Source organism: Amazonocrinis nigriterrae CENA67 (assembly GCF_016056305.1).
Lineage (GTDB): Bacteria > Cyanobacteriota > Cyanobacteriia > Cyanobacteriales > Nostocaceae > Amazonocrinis > Amazonocrinis nigriterrae.
On the sequence record NZ_JAECZC010000066.1, the window covers coordinates 25,769 to 40,018 of the forward strand.

Annotated in this window: 15 protein-coding genes, 1 tRNA gene and 1 other annotated feature; of the genes, 6 read left to right on the plus strand and 10 right to left on the minus strand. The window is 39.0% G+C overall.

Going from position 1 to position 14,250, the window contains the following annotated elements; all coding sequences use genetic code 11:
• Window positions 1-1,028 precede the first annotated feature (1,028 nt).
• The 3 genes from I8748_RS26270 to I8748_RS26280 all read left to right on the plus strand — a co-directional run bounded on the left by I8748_RS26270 (window position 1,029) and on the right by I8748_RS26280 (window position 3,058).
• The gene (locus I8748_RS26270) at window positions 1,029-1,754 is read left to right on the plus strand and encodes a hypothetical protein (protein WP_198127466.1); all 726 of its coding nucleotides are present in this window, start codon (window positions 1,029-1,031) and stop codon (window positions 1,752-1,754) included.
• A gap of 30 nt (window positions 1,755-1,784) precedes the next feature.
• Window positions 1,785-2,534, plus strand: coding sequence for a hypothetical protein (locus I8748_RS26275; protein WP_198127467.1), 750 nt, complete (start codon window positions 1,785-1,787; stop codon window positions 2,532-2,534).
• Window positions 2,535-2,839: 305 nt separating this feature from the next.
• Window positions 2,840-3,058 carry a hypothetical protein gene (locus I8748_RS26280; protein WP_198127468.1) on the plus strand — a complete coding sequence of 73 codons (219 nt, stop codon included), beginning with the start codon at window positions 2,840-2,842 and terminating at the stop codon, window positions 3,056-3,058.
• Between the two features lie 152 nt (window positions 3,059-3,210).
• Here I8748_RS26280 and I8748_RS26285 read toward each other — a convergent pair whose 3' ends face one another.
• The gene (locus I8748_RS26285; RefSeq protein ID WP_198127469.1) at window positions 3,211-3,849 is read right to left on the minus strand and encodes a HesA/MoeB/ThiF family protein; all 639 of its coding nucleotides are present in this window, start codon (window positions 3,847-3,849) and stop codon (window positions 3,211-3,213) included.
• A 94-nt stretch (window positions 3,850-3,943) separates the two neighbouring features.
• Window positions 3,944-4,771, minus strand: coding sequence for a hypothetical protein (locus tag I8748_RS26290; protein ID WP_198127470.1), 828 nt, complete (start codon window positions 4,769-4,771; stop codon window positions 3,944-3,946).
• A 137-nt stretch (window positions 4,772-4,908) separates the two neighbouring features.
• Window positions 4,909-4,964 (minus strand) — a sequence feature (23S ribosomal RNA rRNA prediction is too short).
• 125 nt (window positions 4,965-5,089) lie between these two features.
• Here I8748_RS26290 and I8748_RS34730 point away from each other — a divergent pair.
• On the plus strand, window positions 5,090-5,251 hold the full coding sequence (locus I8748_RS34730) for a hypothetical protein (RefSeq protein WP_214662770.1): 162 nt from the start codon (window positions 5,090-5,092) through the stop codon (window positions 5,249-5,251).
• Between the two features lie 130 nt (window positions 5,252-5,381).
• Here the strand turns inward: I8748_RS34730 and I8748_RS26295 are convergent, their stop codons facing one another.
• The 6 genes from I8748_RS26295 to I8748_RS26320 all read right to left on the minus strand — a co-directional run bounded on the left by I8748_RS26295 (window position 5,382) and on the right by I8748_RS26320 (window position 10,122).
• Entirely contained in the window at window positions 5,382-6,140 is a 759-nt protein-coding gene (locus I8748_RS26295; protein ID WP_198127471.1) for a hypothetical protein, read from the minus strand.
• Between the two features lie 138 nt (window positions 6,141-6,278).
• A complete protein-coding gene (locus I8748_RS26300; protein ID WP_198127472.1) occupies window positions 6,279-7,712 on the minus strand; it encodes a vWA domain-containing protein in 1,434 nt (477 codons plus the stop codon).
• A 339-nt stretch (window positions 7,713-8,051) separates the two neighbouring features.
• Window positions 8,052-8,432, minus strand: a complete 381-nt coding sequence (gene rplL, locus I8748_RS26305) for a 50S ribosomal protein L7/L12 (RefSeq protein WP_198127473.1) — start codon at window positions 8,430-8,432, stop codon at window positions 8,052-8,054.
• An 80-nt stretch (window positions 8,433-8,512) separates the two neighbouring features.
• Window positions 8,513-8,583, minus strand: a tRNA-Leu gene (locus tag I8748_RS26310).
• Window positions 8,584-8,615: 32 nt separating this feature from the next.
• Window positions 8,616-9,344 (minus strand): hypothetical protein, encoded by a 729-nt coding sequence (locus I8748_RS26315; protein ID WP_198127474.1) that lies wholly within the window; start codon window positions 9,342-9,344, stop codon window positions 8,616-8,618.
• A gap of 577 nt (window positions 9,345-9,921) precedes the next feature.
• Window positions 9,922-10,122 (minus strand): hypothetical protein, encoded by a 201-nt coding sequence (locus tag I8748_RS26320; RefSeq protein WP_198127475.1) that lies wholly within the window; start codon window positions 10,120-10,122, stop codon window positions 9,922-9,924.
• A gap of 93 nt (window positions 10,123-10,215) precedes the next feature.
• Between I8748_RS26320 and I8748_RS26325 the strand changes: the two genes are divergently transcribed.
• Complete coding sequence (locus I8748_RS26325) at window positions 10,216-10,356, plus strand: hypothetical protein (RefSeq protein ID WP_198127476.1); 141 nt, start codon at window positions 10,216-10,218, stop codon at window positions 10,354-10,356.
• A gap of 55 nt (window positions 10,357-10,411) precedes the next feature.
• On the opposite strand, the gene I8748_RS26330 is transcribed toward I8748_RS26325, so the two are convergent.
• Window positions 10,412-10,648, minus strand: a complete 237-nt coding sequence (locus I8748_RS26330) for a hypothetical protein (RefSeq protein ID WP_198127477.1) — start codon at window positions 10,646-10,648, stop codon at window positions 10,412-10,414.
• A 620-nt stretch (window positions 10,649-11,268) separates the two neighbouring features.
• On the opposite strand from I8748_RS26330, the gene I8748_RS26335 reads away from it, so the two are divergent.
• Window positions 11,269-12,630, plus strand: coding sequence for an NAD(P)/FAD-dependent oxidoreductase (locus I8748_RS26335; protein ID WP_198127478.1), 1,362 nt, complete (start codon window positions 11,269-11,271; stop codon window positions 12,628-12,630).
• Between the two features lie 129 nt (window positions 12,631-12,759).
• On the opposite strand, the gene I8748_RS26340 is transcribed toward I8748_RS26335, so the two are convergent.
• Window positions 12,760-13,914: a hybrid sensor histidine kinase/response regulator gene (locus I8748_RS26340; RefSeq protein ID WP_198127479.1), complete on the minus strand. Its 1,155-nt coding sequence runs from the start codon at window positions 13,912-13,914 to the stop codon at window positions 12,760-12,762.
• Window positions 13,915-14,250 lie beyond the last annotated feature (336 nt).

The following is a 14,250-nucleotide window of genomic DNA, read 5'->3' on the forward strand; positions in this document are numbered from 1 at the left end:
GTGCAAGATATGAGCCTAATCGCTGTATGAAGATAAAGAAGATTAAAAAAAGTGGACAAAATGATATTGATAGGAGTTTAATGAATATTGTAATGACTCAAACTAGTTTTGAGTTGTTGCAGGAAAGGTTGAGCTTTTTGAAAAGTAAAGTATTATCTCTTTACGGATAAAAATCTCGTTCAAGGCCATAGCATTAACATCTTAGAACAAACTCCTAAGTTGTTCAATAACTAAGAAAAAATGACATATAATTTATGACAAAACGTTCTGCCAGACAAGTAGAGAATAGGAAAAGGTTCTCGAAAAACTAATGTGGAAGTAGCCTAAAATGTCCGGGGAGGGGTAAAACCTGAGATGTTCGTCGGAGTCGTAAACTTCTCATATTTTCATTCAAGAAATATCAGAGAGGGAGGAAGGCTTTCATCCGTTGTCCAGTCATAAATAATGTGCTTCCAAACATTATGCGATACAGGCACGGACAAATTCTATCAAGAACTCTTAAATTCATAATCAGAATTCCCTTTAATTCGATGAATTCCCTGCAAAATGTCTATTTTCAATTCCCATTATTTTGGCGTGGCGGCGTCATGAATTATATGAAATCATCAGGGGAGCGACTACCTTAAAAGGTCGTAAGTGCGGAGAATCAATCTGTAAGGTGAGTTTAGCTGAAGTCTTCATTGAAGATTTCAGGGAGGTTTTAGTAACTCAGAGAGCCACTTTTAGGAAGATGTTCGTAGGATGTTAGTTATTTTTATTGATTTTTGCGTAATTTGGAAAAAAGAAAGTAGGCACTTGCATAAAGAGAAGTCCTCTGGATTTTCAAATTTTCCAGCGATGCGTAAAAATGACTGGCGAACGTCTTGGTGGCAAAGTCTCCTAGATCGCGATCGTTAAGCCTTTCAGTACTATAGTAGTAATACTATAGAAATATCTCGTGTCCAGATATAAAGCAAGGCCTTTCCTTGAAATTCATGTCAGTTTAATTTACTAGTGTTTTAACTATAATTATCATTAAAAAATAAACTATGGTTCAAACAACATTTACCAAACAAAAACGAGAACTAGCCAAAGCAATCTCATGGATTGAAAAAATTAGAGCGCAAGAAGTGCGCCATCGTAATTACAATGCTCAAGACGAACTTCAAGACGAAATTCGAGAAACTTATGTAGATTATTCTCCTGAAGAAATTAGTCTTCATGTTTTAGAAATTGTCAAAGATGTAGTTAGTCAGCACGGCGCACGGCAAAAGGCAAACTCTAATAATACAGGAACTTTTGACTGGTATGGAATTTCTGTAGAACTCACTGTACCACAATTACGTGCCCTACAAAGTGCCCACGCTGTTCTATTAGAATTAGTCCGCAAACTTCCCCGACGCAATCCTAAACTTATTTACAATACTACAATTGATAATCGTCCTGCCTTTGCCCATGTCAAACAAAAACATGAAGAAATAGAAACTCGATACGTTCCCTATGAAGAAGATTCAAGTACCAGAGTGCGAACCTATGAAGAACACTATAAAGTCATCAGTCACTATACTCAAAAAGTAGAAATTGATTATGGTTTAGAGATTAAACTGCTTAATGAATTAGGCGAAATGATAGATGATTTAGGGACGGCTATTCAAGTAGCTATTGATGAAGCAAATACTAAAGGTCGAGAAAATGACCCGATTATTGATGATGTTATTAACAGAATTAGCCAAATAATTATTAATAAGTTACCATCAACTTCAAATCAAGATTAAAAATTAAACGAAATAAATATTGAATTGCTTATGGTGCAAATTCAATTATCACTAGCTGGTGATGGGCGTTTGGTGATTCTAACCCCACAAACAGTTCGTGCTGCCTTTTTTCAATTTACTGAAGTTAATCGAGAATATACAAGTCGTGAGAAATTTCCTCTCAACCGTCCTCTTTACAAACCATTTAAATTATGGAAATTTGAAAACAAAAGAGATGGGAACATATTGAGAAGTACTTATGCACCATCTGGAACGAAAAAGAATGATTGGAAAGAAACTGAAGCGACTTTGCTTGATGCTTTATATCGAACTCATCTAGATAGAGAAAAACTATCGCATTTACACAAGAAAGATATTTTATATATCGAACGAGAAATCAATAAACAGATAGTTAGGAATAATTTAGCTTTAGTTGATGGAGAAGGGTTGTTATTATCAGGTTATGGCATTTGCCAAGAAATAGGTAAAAATCGCGAAAAAGTTAAGTATATTCGACGCTATGGAATGATTTTTATTCTAGAGCCAATTACGCGTCAAACTGTCCTGAAAGCAGAGAATATAGATTTATTTCTTCAGGACACGAATTTTGACTTTCATCTGGTTCGCTATCATGGAGTACTTTTATCTGCTTTGCGATCGCGCATTGAGTTATTATTTCGTCATCGCTTAGATTTTTCCATCACTTGGACTTGTACCCTTGATAGTTTTCAACCACGCCAAATTTTCCGAATTACAAGAATTTATCCTTGTGATGGCTTCCGCATCGTCAATTATGGTTAGCAGTTGACTGATAACTGATGACTGAGAACAGTGGAATATTTTTTTACTTGGAAGTCCCGAACTATGGACGCAGAAAACACAGAGTTATATAGTCCAGTTATGCCGTAGGAATCGCGCACCATCCGAGATTTTCGGTGCGTTACAGAGGTTAGTCTTAACGTACTCTACTCAGGCTAAGCCATGTGACTAGGGCTATATCAAACGATTTTTACGTAAGTCCTGAGTAAGTTTCTGGAAAAGACATTGTGCCTTGTGTAGAAAACTTTAACAATTACTTGATGCTTAAATAGGCTCAAGAGGGACTCATGCTTAATCAAGCTGTGAACTTAATCTTTGTAGATTCCTTTGCCTTTGTCATTAATGCGACATTAGGTACAGTACTTCGCAGTAAAATCTGCAACTACTCATGGGATGGAAAACCACAGGGTGAGACTCAAACAGAAGAAATAAAATTTAATCAAACCGTATCAACTCCATTATCTGAAAATATGGATGATACTGATAAGAGCGAATATTCCATCTGAGGTAAGGAAGCCTAGGAGTCGCGCGCATGTAGTGCGCGACTGTCTCTTGAGTGAATGCAGTTGCTTGGCTGTACAAAGGCGCGTCCGCCCTCGCGGACTATATTCTGTATCTTGACACTATCCTATAAGCGATCGCTCTTTTTTTCCTACTATTACAAAAATAAAGATTGCACCGTCAAATCCTTGAGGGTGATGGTAAAGTTACGCTGTTCTGCTGTGGCAATGAATGAGACAATTGCTTCACACGCCACAGCAACAGTTAACATTACCAAGTTTCTTGCTAGCGGATAATCGCAGACATCATCATTCACATCAGAAGGAACACGATAAACGTCATTCCAAATCACTTCTGCATAATCAGCTGCTAGCCCAGCATGAACACAAGGAATGCTAAATTGCTCAGCATAATCCTTGACTGCTTGACGTGCAACGCTGTTGTCAAAGACATCGACAATTAACTGACTATCTTTGAGCAGTTGAGTTGTATTTGCTGCTGTTAACTCCTTTGTCTTGGCATCAATTTTAGTATCAATTGCTCGGTATAAATTGTTAGCTAATATTTTCGCTTTGAAGGCTCCCACATCAGAACGGTAGTAGGGTTGGGTGGAAAGATTACGCTCTTCAATGCGATCGCGATCAATGACTGTCAGTTTGTCAAAACCAGACCGAGCCAGATTTTCAGCAATATTAGCTCCTAACGCCCCCGCTCCACAAATTGTTATAGGATAGTTTTTCAGCTTTGCCATCACAGCATTACTGCGGTAAAGCTGTTCGTGAAAAAAGATACTCATAGCATTTTAGATTTTGGATTTTAGATTTTGGATTTTGGATTTTGGATTGCGAAAGAAGTTAGTGTGTGAGTTTTTAGATGTTCAATCTATTTCATCATTGTTGTTCCATCACACCTACTAAGGATTGCAAGTCAAAATCGCGATCGCGTCCACTCAAGCAAATACCAGAACTGATCACAGTCAAGTCAGTTTTAGCGATCGCGCTACTGTGGCGTACACCATCACTAGTTGTCCAATCAACTGTCCAGTAATCACCGCGATCGTGAAATTGGCGTAATTCACCGCCGCCCATTTGCAATGCTTTTCTCAGTCGTTTTTCATCTTGTTGGGGTTTAGTAAAGCCTTCAATCTGCTTGGTTGCTAATTCATAGACTGTGCGGATTTCTGGAGTTATGCCTTTGAATTGCAATTCCTCAGCAGGAATGAGTTGCTTGAGGGCAGATTGCAGACTTTTAACAATTGTCGGATCGGTACGGCGATCAATTTCCTCAAACCAGCAGGATTGTCCATTCCAGCGGCTAATGATTTGCTCAAAGGCTACACCTTCATTTACTAAATGTACTGCGATCGGCTTTACCACCCGCAACCGTTGACGCATATCTGCTTCATTCACCGGGTATGCTAACCAAGTTTGTCTTTGCAATCGGTGTGCTAACCGCAGCCGTATTTGGGGAAAGTTTTGCAAGTATTCTGCAATCTGGGGTAAACTTGCTTCTTCCACAACCTTTGCAGTCTTCTCATCCACAGGTTGAAAGATGCCCCAACCTTCAAATTTACTAGGCTTTGGGCTGAAGGTATACACCATCTCAGCTACGCGTGTGCGAACTCGTCCACCCTTGACACAGGGTGCAAGGAATTGGGTAGTGTACAACTGTGCTTCTGCACTAGCGATTTCGTTAATTAGCTTAAATATATTAGTCATAAATAATAGTTCTTTTAAAGCTAGAGATGCACTCTAGAAAGCTGGATAAAATCTAACTTTCTTAATTACGAATTGCGAATTAAATTGCGTGCAAGTTGGTGGAGCATTGCGTTTTCTCAGTTACTAGGGGGACTCCGCTGGTGAGTTGTTACACACTCTTTCAAAGATGGCTACTTCTAAGCCCACTTTCCAGGTTCTTCGCACTCCCCGTTTACACACGCCCACTGCATTTGGCAGTGTTACCTTCCTCTCGTACTAGTATGTAGGCTCCACGAGTTGGGGCACGCATGATATTGTTATAATACATATACTACAAGAATGAATTACTACTTTTCGGAAAATATTTTGGCTGCTGGTGATACCCAAAAAATATTGAAAAAACGAACCGCAGACACACAGAGGACACCGAGAATAAGGTTTTTAGAGAGATTTTGTAGGAGTGCGATCGCTGCCATTTCAGCTAGCTCATCAATCTACTAAAATACTTATGATGATGCTGGTAATATGGCTGAACTTGTCAGTAATTTATCAAGATATTTTGCAGAAGGGAGAACAAAAAAGAGAGCTTAAATCAGCATTGAAATTTGCTTTGTATTTTTGTAAAGATAAATTACAAACTTAATTCTGGTAAGCATAGTTTTGCAACTGAATACTTAGTGGCTATTATAGAGTTCACTTTAACAATATACTGGTTTATAAATTCCTGAATTTTACGGATTAAGACATCGCCATTGTACTTAATTAAATGGGGTGCTTCAATTATGTCGCCGGGAAAATGGATTTGATTTCGCAAGTTTCTGTAATCATCAGCAATTTCTATAATATCTTCAGGAATATTCAACAGCTTTCTATACTCAGGCTTGTTAAGGATGATTCCGAACTTAAGACTTTCATCTTTAAGACCGATAAGCCTGTTTCGCTGTCGCTGTGCATCATAACGATAACCATCAATTGCAAAATATTCTTCGCGTAAAATTGGGCGTTTTTTTTGCTGTTTAGATAGCTCCTTAAACTCAGGTAATTCTGGATTCAACTGATTAATGATACAATTATTACTAAGCAAACGTGCTTTGAGGCTCAGTTCAAACCCAGTAGAAAGCTTTAAATTTTCAAAGTTAATGTATTCCAGGCGTTTAAAAATTGTTGGTACGAATTCCATGTATCCGTTGAGTACCAACCTTTGTTCTGCGGCAAGTTGTGTATATTCTGAAAAAAGAACTGTATCATTAAAAGCAATATAAGCTTCTTTATTAAGACTTGCGACACCAAAATCACGATTTATATCATCTTTGTAAAGTAAATGCGTATAAACAAAGACATCGCTACCAGGTAGTCCACGAGAATATGCTTCCTCGAAAGTTATATCCATATTTATTTAGTAATACTTAGTTATCCATTTAACTGCACTTTTGACCTGATGATAAGGATTAGAAAATCCTGTAAGCTCACGCCCACAACATCAGGATCAGGATGCGTTAGAAGTAACTATAACGCACCCTGAAATACTCTATTTATCGTCTCTTACAGGCAACGGCATATCGAGAATTTCCATCAGCAAATCTAGACGAGAGGGACGCGTCAGGAGTGGGACGAGGTTCGGTAAGCTGTAGTAGTCACCGGCGAAAGTGAAGGTTTCTACAGGTGCTTGCTGCTGCTTGAGTTGTCCTTCAATCCAGTTGTAATGACTACCCACACGGACAATCACCACATTGGGTACTACTGCAAACTCTCGACAGTATGTCTTGTAAGCTTCAGCGAAGTAAGGAGTTGCATTTTCGCCTTCATCTGTCACCAGAATAATCTGGTCAACAACCTGCTTCTTCTTCCGCATAGCTTCCAACGCACAGCCGATGCTTGTACCACCGCCTGCATTGATGTGCTGGAAAGCACGTTCCCAATTGGTCAACTCCTTGCCTTTTGCTGTCACCGCGTAAGGAATAGTATCGAACGCATAGACAAACAATTCTGCTTGAGTGATACCAGAGATTAAAGCAGCGAGTTGCTTACCAATAGCGATCGCATTCTCCATTGAACCAGACTTATCGACCAATAAGGCAGTTGGACGCGCAATTGTACCGCGCCGCTTCACCTGTTCATTGGTGACATTTTCCAGTTTTGCAACGGTGTCTGCATCTAAATCTGCGGTATCTGCGGCAATTTGTGCTTTGAATGCTGCTACACGCGTATTCTTAGATGCTGCTTCTAACTTCAAGTCAATCAGCTTCTTCACCTCTGGATGTTCCATTGCACCTCTAGCCTGGAGAGACTTGAGGTTATTGATCACTTCCTGGGGAGTCATGCTATTGATCAAAGCTACCAGGACAACTGGTGTCACTTGCTTGATCGAACCAATAGCGATCGCATAAGGTATATTAAACTCCACAATCAGCCGTGCTTGTTCTGCGGCACTTTCTGCCTTAGCAACCTGCTTTAGCACACTTGCCAAAGAACCCTCTGGCGGAGTATCACGGAACAGAATCGCATTTGCTCGTTCATTCGGCTTAATGTGCAGCGAAGCATACAGATGCTTCATAGCCTTACGACCCCGCAAAGCAGCGCGATCGAACATAACAATATTACTTTCCCGCGCCTTCAAATAACGTCGTACCGCAGTACGAGCCGAACGAGGTAGCTTATTGCGCTGCTGCTTCATAAAGTCCACCACACGAGCCACCTGATAGGGTGGAAACTCTTGCAGTATCATAAATCCAGCATCTCGGTGTTCAGTCAGATTGCTAGTAAGCAAATGAGCAACAAACACTTCCTTATGGTCACGCACATCACCATGACGCTGATACCAAACTGCCAAATGTCCGTAAAAGATAGGATCAAGTTCAACAATTAACTGATGAATTTCTGCGACTTGCTCAAGCTTGCGATGAGGAGTTGTCAGCAAACTGTTGAGCATTTCCAGACGCAGGTCACGTTCTACGTTATTCATAGAAACCTCCTCTAAAAATTTTGGATTTTAGATTTTGGATTTTGGATTATAATCCAAAATCCAAAATTGCAGGAGGCAGATGTTGCACGCTAGGTGATAAAGTCACCGCGCAAGTTTGAGAAAATTAAAAATTAGAAATTAAAAAAGATAGATTTTTGTATTTTTAATTTTTAATTTTTCATTGATCAGGGCGCGGCAACAACTGCCAATCGATAAATTTGTCTCTAGCAGTCCTAATTCACTTGTAAAAACCTCTGTATTTTTCTTCTCTTGGCGCTCTTGGCGTCCTTGGCGGTTCGTTTAAAAAAAGAAACTTTCACAAAGCAGATAAAACTTCTATCACCTCAGAGAAACCACCGCTCCCGCCTCCTCTAACTCTTGCTTGAGACTATCAGCCGCTTCCTTATTTAATCCAGCCTGAACCACCTGGGGAAGCGATTCCACAAAGTCTTTTGCCTCCTTCAGTCCCAGTCCCGTCACAGTCCGAATCACCTTGAGTAAGGCAATCTTTTTCTCTGCTGGAACCGATACCAACAAAACATCAAATTCCGTTTGAATCTGAGGTTGTTCCTGATTTTCATCTCGCCGATCAATCTGAATGACTTTCGGTGTGGAAATATCAACATTGAAGGTTGCTTCAATCTGCTTCACCAATTGAGCAGTTTCATTCAGACTTAAAGACTTGATTTGTTCTAAAATTTCTAAGGTTTTCACAGACATAGCAACCTCCAATGAGTTGCAATTAACTCATATTTGAAATGAATAAAATCACCTCGTACAAGTTGAAAAAGCTGTTGATTCACACACGGGACTTGAACCCGTAATCACTTGCTTTTAAGTCAAGTGCCTTTTCCAATTAGGCTAGTATGTAAGCTTTTGCGGTTAGGGTACGAAGTGAAAATTTTAGTTTTGAGAAAGTTGATTTAAGATAAATCGAATTTGCTTTTTGTTACACTGCTGTTTACTAGCAGCGTAAATCCTGCGACCTCTGTTGTATATTGCAGCAGAACGGTGAATTAAACCTTTGAGAACATCCGTCACGTAATTATCTGGTGGTGGTGGAAAATCTGCAAAGGTAATTAAATACCAAATATCGTTCAACTTGTGGTATTGATGATAATCATCAACAATCACAAAATCAGTTTGTGGTTGCTTTGACTTATGCTTGCGAGGTGCTTTCTCAGATGCACAAAGAATTTTAGTTTCAGGGTGGATATAAAAGCGATCGCGATAACTCACTTCTAACTGAGTGCGATAACCTTGGTAAGGTTTGCTGTAAAAAGCACCATCAATTATTTCCACATGTCGCTCAACGTAATCCCACACATGCACAAGAACATGCTGTCCTGCCATTGTGCTGGTATCTAATCGTTGACACAGTTCGCTGTAAACGTCATTCCAAGGCTGTCCGACTTTGGAACGCAAAAACCGACGCAGAGGGCCAAGATGATCTGAAAGATGCTTGGATTTGTTTATTGGTTTAATCAGGTAAGGACTTAATAATCCATCCTGACTGGCTTCTTCGGTGAGTTTGTCTAATTGCTTTTTAAAACCTTTCAATTTTTTGAGGCTAATTCTCATTCCACCGCGAGGACGTTCAATCACAATCTCGCTCAAACGATGTTCGCTCATACGTTGCTTTATAAAAATACAGTTGTATTGATTGATGTGTGATTACAAATAAATTAGCGAACATCATTGAACTCACCTCCGCATACATGATTTCGTGAAGATTATAGATAAATACGATTTAAATATTTAGAATTCCGCACAAGTTAGTAAAGCAGTTTTCACAGTTGCCTATACCAATTTGGCCACGCTCCCATTGATGGAAGCGGCAGGAATCGAACCTGCATTCCGTTGCCGGATTAGTGTGTATGCTTTAAAAGTCAGGGCGCGGAATTACTCCTTTCACACCTGAAGATTAGCGTTTAGACAGCAGGGGAGCAGAGGTGCAGGGGAGAAAAATTTGCATCGGTAACATTACAGTGGGAAGAGAGTAAATCTTAAATTACTCCGTGCAAGTTCAAGAAGCTTTTTACAGCTTACGGTCGCTCTTACCAACTATTGGCAGTGGGCACGCATGTTAAATCTGCGAGAGATTTAAAAATCATGCTTCGCTTGTTCGATCGCTCGAATTTTGCTACCTTAGAACCGTTATCAATGTGTATGTATGCTTCTAATGTCGGGGCACGGATAAATCAAGACTTTAACCATAGACGGCTTCAGGACGGATGAGTAAATCGCCACTGGGACGGCGGTCAACTACGTAAGTAGAAAGGCGATCACTATTCACATCTAAATGCCGAGCAACCTGCTGCTTCACTGCTCCATCATTCATACTTGCAGCAATTCCTAGTTGTGTTTCTGTAACATCAATAGAACGTCCTTCAAATCGAATATGCACCATTGCAATCACCTCTTTTTTAATTACGAATTAGTATTAGTGGATCTGATCGGAATTGAACCGATACCCTCCCTGTGAGAGTTGCACTCACTCCTCGTGCAAGTTAAAAAAGCTGTGGTGACACACGCAGGAATTGAACCTACACTTATCGTTTTAGAGACGATCGCTCTACCTTTGAGCAAGTATGTAAGCTTTTTCTGTAAGGGCACAAGTGGCATCCGGGAACTCTACCGTTAGAGCTACAGACCCAAGTTTGCATAACTGTGATGTTCTGATGGAGACTATCGCAACTTTAATCGCAGCTAAGGCAAGTGGAACCGTCGGGAGTTGAACCCGAATCCTGCAACCGTCCGTTTGTTGGTTTCGGAGCAGTCGAACACCAATCGCGGCCCCAAAAGTTGCCTTTGCCGATGGAAATTGCGATCGCTACACCCCAAAAAGTACCATCTATGGAGTTGTCAAGGTTCTGAGAGGTTTTGGTTTTGCCTCTTGAGAAGGCTTTTGTCTCTATACTACATATGTAATACATAAACTACATGATGTCAAGGGGATACTACAAATTTTTTTTTGGCAAGTCATATCATGTCCGGCTAATTACTTACGATATAGTCGGTTTGCCTGGTAATAGGTAATAGGTAATGGGTGATGGGTGATGAGTGAGATGTGATGACTAATAGTAAAATCCAATTACCAATTCCCAATTACCAATCAAATTATTAGACCTATGAGCAAAAGTTACTTTTGCTCATAGGGGGGAAAGGGACTCATGTTAAAGGGAAAAGGGTTTTTATTAGCCCTTTCCCCTTTACCCCTTACCCTTTTCCCCACTTCTGCAAGAAGTCTATTGACTGGCAGCACTAGAAACAAAGCAGGAATTGCAAAGACGCGACAATCATCAAGCTTATTGCTTTCAAAGAACCCCATAGCTTTCCTTGCATAAACACCAAAGCAATGAACGATAAATTAAATAGTTACAGTCCTCAGCTATCAATTATCAATCAACAGCTTTAATGCCTCTTTGAACTGTAGTTTGCATTACTTTAACTATTTTTTCATTTGTTCAAGATAAACAGAAAAAAATGTGACATTTTCGATACAAATTTGTTAAGAATAGTTACAGCACCCCCGAAAAACAAGGAAACACTTATTATGGTAGATAGACTTGAAAATAAACCACCCCATCAGGTTGTAATTGTTGGTGGTGGGTTTGGAGGACTGTATACTGCAAAGGCGCTTGCTAAAGCCCCGGTAGAGGTTACTCTTATAGATAAACGTAACTTTCACCTATTTCAACCACTTTTGTACCAAGTTGCCACAGGTACGCTATCACCTGCTGATATTTCCTCACCCTTGCGAGCAGTACTCAGTAAGAGCAAGAATACCAAAGTATTGTTAGGCGAAGTGAGTGATATTGATCTAGAAGTACAAAAAGTCATCTTGGGCGATGAAGCAATAGCATACGATACTTTAATTGTCGCCACAGGTGCAAAGCATTCCTATTTTGGTAAAGATAATTGGGAAGAATTTGCCCCAGGTTTGAAAACTGTAGAAGATGCCATAGAAATGCGTCGGCGGATTTTTACAGCATTTGAAGCAGCGGAAAAAGAAACTGAAAAAGAAAAACGCCGTGCTTGGTTGACGTTTGTGATTGTGGGTGGTGGCCCTACTGGAGTAGAATTGGCGGGTGCGATCGCGGAACTAGCATACCAAACTCTCAAAGAAGATTTCCGCAACATTGACACTTCAGAAACCAGAATTTTACTTTTAGAAGGCATGGATCGTATCTTGCCACCTTTTGCACCAGAGTTATCACAAGCAGCAGAAGACTCTCTCAAGCAGTTGGGTGTGGTTGTGCAGACAAAGACGTTGGTAACAAATATTGAAAATGATATTGTTACCGTGAAACAAGGAGATGAAGTCAGAGAAATTGCTTCAAAAACGGTATTGTGGGCAGCAGGTGTGAAAGCTTCACCGATGGGGAAAGTTTTAGCAGAACGCACTGGTGTAGAATGCGATCGCGCCGGACGAATCATCGTCGAACCAGATTTGAGTATCAAGGGACATGGTAATATCTTTGTAATTGGTGACTTGGCGAATTTTTCCCATCAAAATGGCAAACCTTTACCTGGCGTTGCACCCGTAGCCATGCAGGAAGGAGAATATGTAGCGACACTAATTCAACAGCGGCTTCAAGGTAAGACATTACCACAATTTGCTTACAGCGATCGCGGTAGTTTAGCGATGATTGGGCAAAATTCTGCTGTTGTAGATTTAGGTTTTATCAAACTCAAAGGTTTCTTTGCATGGCTATTTTGGCTATTAATTCACGTTTACTTTTTAATTGAGTTTGACAATAAATTAATTGTGATGATTCAATGGGCATGGAACTATATCACCCGCAATCGTGGAGCCAGATTAATTACAGGTCAAGAATCGCTATCACAAGTAGGAACCAATAACATTAATAGTTATTACACACCAGCGGAAAATAGACAACCAGTTAATGTGTAATTGATAATAGGTCAAAAGGAGCTAGTGCGTTCGCAAGTTTACAGGGAGGCACTGGCTACCTAATTGTAATTATAGGGTATTGAACTATTGCCTATTTCCTATTTCTTTTTCATTTTATTTTTCCAGGGTTTAATTATTTTGAAATGGCAAGCTTACAATAAATGTTGTACCTATTCCCGCTTTACTAGCATAAGTAATTTCTCCTCCATGTAAATCTACATAGTGTTTGACGATTGCCAGTCCTAAACCATGTCCTGGAATTTTACCAACATTGCTACCTCTGTAAAATGAATTAAACAAATTTTCTTGGTCAGCTTCCAAAATTCCAATACCCTGGTCTTGAATGCGGAAAATAGCTTCTCCCTGTACACAAAATAAGTCAAAATGTACTGTGCTACCTTGGGGTGAATATTTAATTGCGTTAGATAGTAAATTGATGAGAATATGACGCAATAGTTTTTTGTCCAAGCCAGGTAATCTGTGTTTTGTAGTTAGTAAATGTGAATTTGGGACAGTATTAGTATCGTCTTTAATTGTACAAAGTCCCTCCATAGAGAAGATAATCTTGTAATCATCACCTACACTCAATTGTATTTCTGAGACTAAAACTTTACAAAAATTCTCCAAATCTAATGGTGATGGATTAAAAGAATCTCTACCAACTTCTGATTTACCAATTAGCAAAACATCACTTAATAAAGTATCTAAATGTTTCACAGCGTTTTGAATTTCATAGATATACTCTTGTTTTTGATTTTCAGTTAATTGGTTACTTGAATTTACTAATAATTCTGTATAATTAAAAATATTACTCAATGGATTACGAAACTCATGGCTAACCATTGAAACAAAACATGACTCAAGATTTCTGCTTTGTTTTTCTTTTTTGAGAGCTTCGCGCATTAACAATTCTGTCTGATACTTGTTGAGCGCAATTTCAATAGTGCTAATTAATTGATTTTCTTTAAATGGTTTAATTATATAGCCAAATGGTTGCGTATTCTTGGCTTTTTGTAGTATATTTTGATCAGAATAAGCAGTCATATAAACTACTGGTATTTGGAAGCAATCTATAATTTCTTGAGCAGCTTCTATACCGTTCATCTCACCTTTTAGCATTATATCTATTAATACTAAATCTGGATGGAACTCTGCTACTTTTGCAATTGCTTGTTCTCCATTTCCGGTAACAGCAGGAACAATATATCCTGAATTTTCGAGACAATTTTTAATGTCACAAGCAATAATACTTTCTTCTTCAATAACCAGTATTTTTGCTTTCATTGTTTTTCCCCTAGTTTGGCATAACGAATTTAATTGTAAATAAGGTTTCTAAATAGAAGTAAACTTTTTGAACATCACAATTGCCATAGTTCAGAAACTGGAAAAATAAGAAAAAATGTTGAAATTTGTTTACTGAGTATACACCGCAAGATGATACGATAAGATTTTAAGCAGTATTTTTACCATAAAAATCCTAGATATCCAGTATAAATACGGCTGAAAAGTTTTTTATCCTTGAAAAATTAATAACATTGCTACCCAAGTAAGTAAAATCTCAGAATAATGGCTTTATAGTATGAATAATGACATTTTTGGTTAAAAGCTTAGAAATTGATT

Bases quoted from the DNA above. Each gene is read 5' to 3' on its own strand.
- I8748_RS26270 (WP_198127466.1), top strand. From the start codon at position 1,029: ATGGTTCAAACAACATTTACCAAACAAAAACGAGAACTAGCCAAAGCA.
- I8748_RS26275 (WP_198127467.1), top strand. From the start codon at position 1,785: ATGGTGCAAATTCAATTATCACTAGCTGGTGATGGGCGTTTGGTGATT.
- I8748_RS26280 (WP_198127468.1), top strand. From the start codon at position 2,840: ATGCTTAATCAAGCTGTGAACTTAATCTTTGTAGATTCCTTTGCCTTT.
- I8748_RS26285 (WP_198127469.1), bottom strand. From the start codon at position 3,849: ATGAGTATCTTTTTTCACGAACAGCTTTACCGCAGTAATGCTGTGATG.
- I8748_RS26290 (WP_198127470.1), bottom strand. From the start codon at position 4,771: ATGACTAATATATTTAAGCTAATTAACGAAATCGCTAGTGCAGAAGCA.
- I8748_RS34730 (WP_214662770.1), top strand. From the start codon at position 5,090: ATGAATTACTACTTTTCGGAAAATATTTTGGCTGCTGGTGATACCCAA.
- I8748_RS26295 (WP_198127471.1), bottom strand. From the start codon at position 6,140: ATGGATATAACTTTCGAGGAAGCATATTCTCGTGGACTACCTGGTAGC.
- I8748_RS26300 (WP_198127472.1), bottom strand. From the start codon at position 7,712: ATGAATAACGTAGAACGTGACCTGCGTCTGGAAATGCTCAACAGTTTG.
- rplL (WP_198127473.1), bottom strand. From the start codon at position 8,432: ATGTCTGTGAAAACCTTAGAAATTTTAGAACAAATCAAGTCTTTAAGT.
- I8748_RS26315 (WP_198127474.1), bottom strand. From the start codon at position 9,344: ATGAGCGAACATCGTTTGAGCGAGATTGTGATTGAACGTCCTCGCGGT.
- I8748_RS26320 (WP_198127475.1), bottom strand. From the start codon at position 10,122: ATGGTGCATATTCGATTTGAAGGACGTTCTATTGATGTTACAGAAACA.
- I8748_RS26330 (WP_198127477.1), bottom strand. From the start codon at position 10,648: ATGTATTACATATGTAGTATAGAGACAAAAGCCTTCTCAAGAGGCAAA.
- I8748_RS26335 (WP_198127478.1), top strand. From the start codon at position 11,269: ATGGTAGATAGACTTGAAAATAAACCACCCCATCAGGTTGTAATTGTT.
- I8748_RS26340 (WP_198127479.1), bottom strand. From the start codon at position 13,914: ATGAAAGCAAAAATACTGGTTATTGAAGAAGAAAGTATTATTGCTTGT.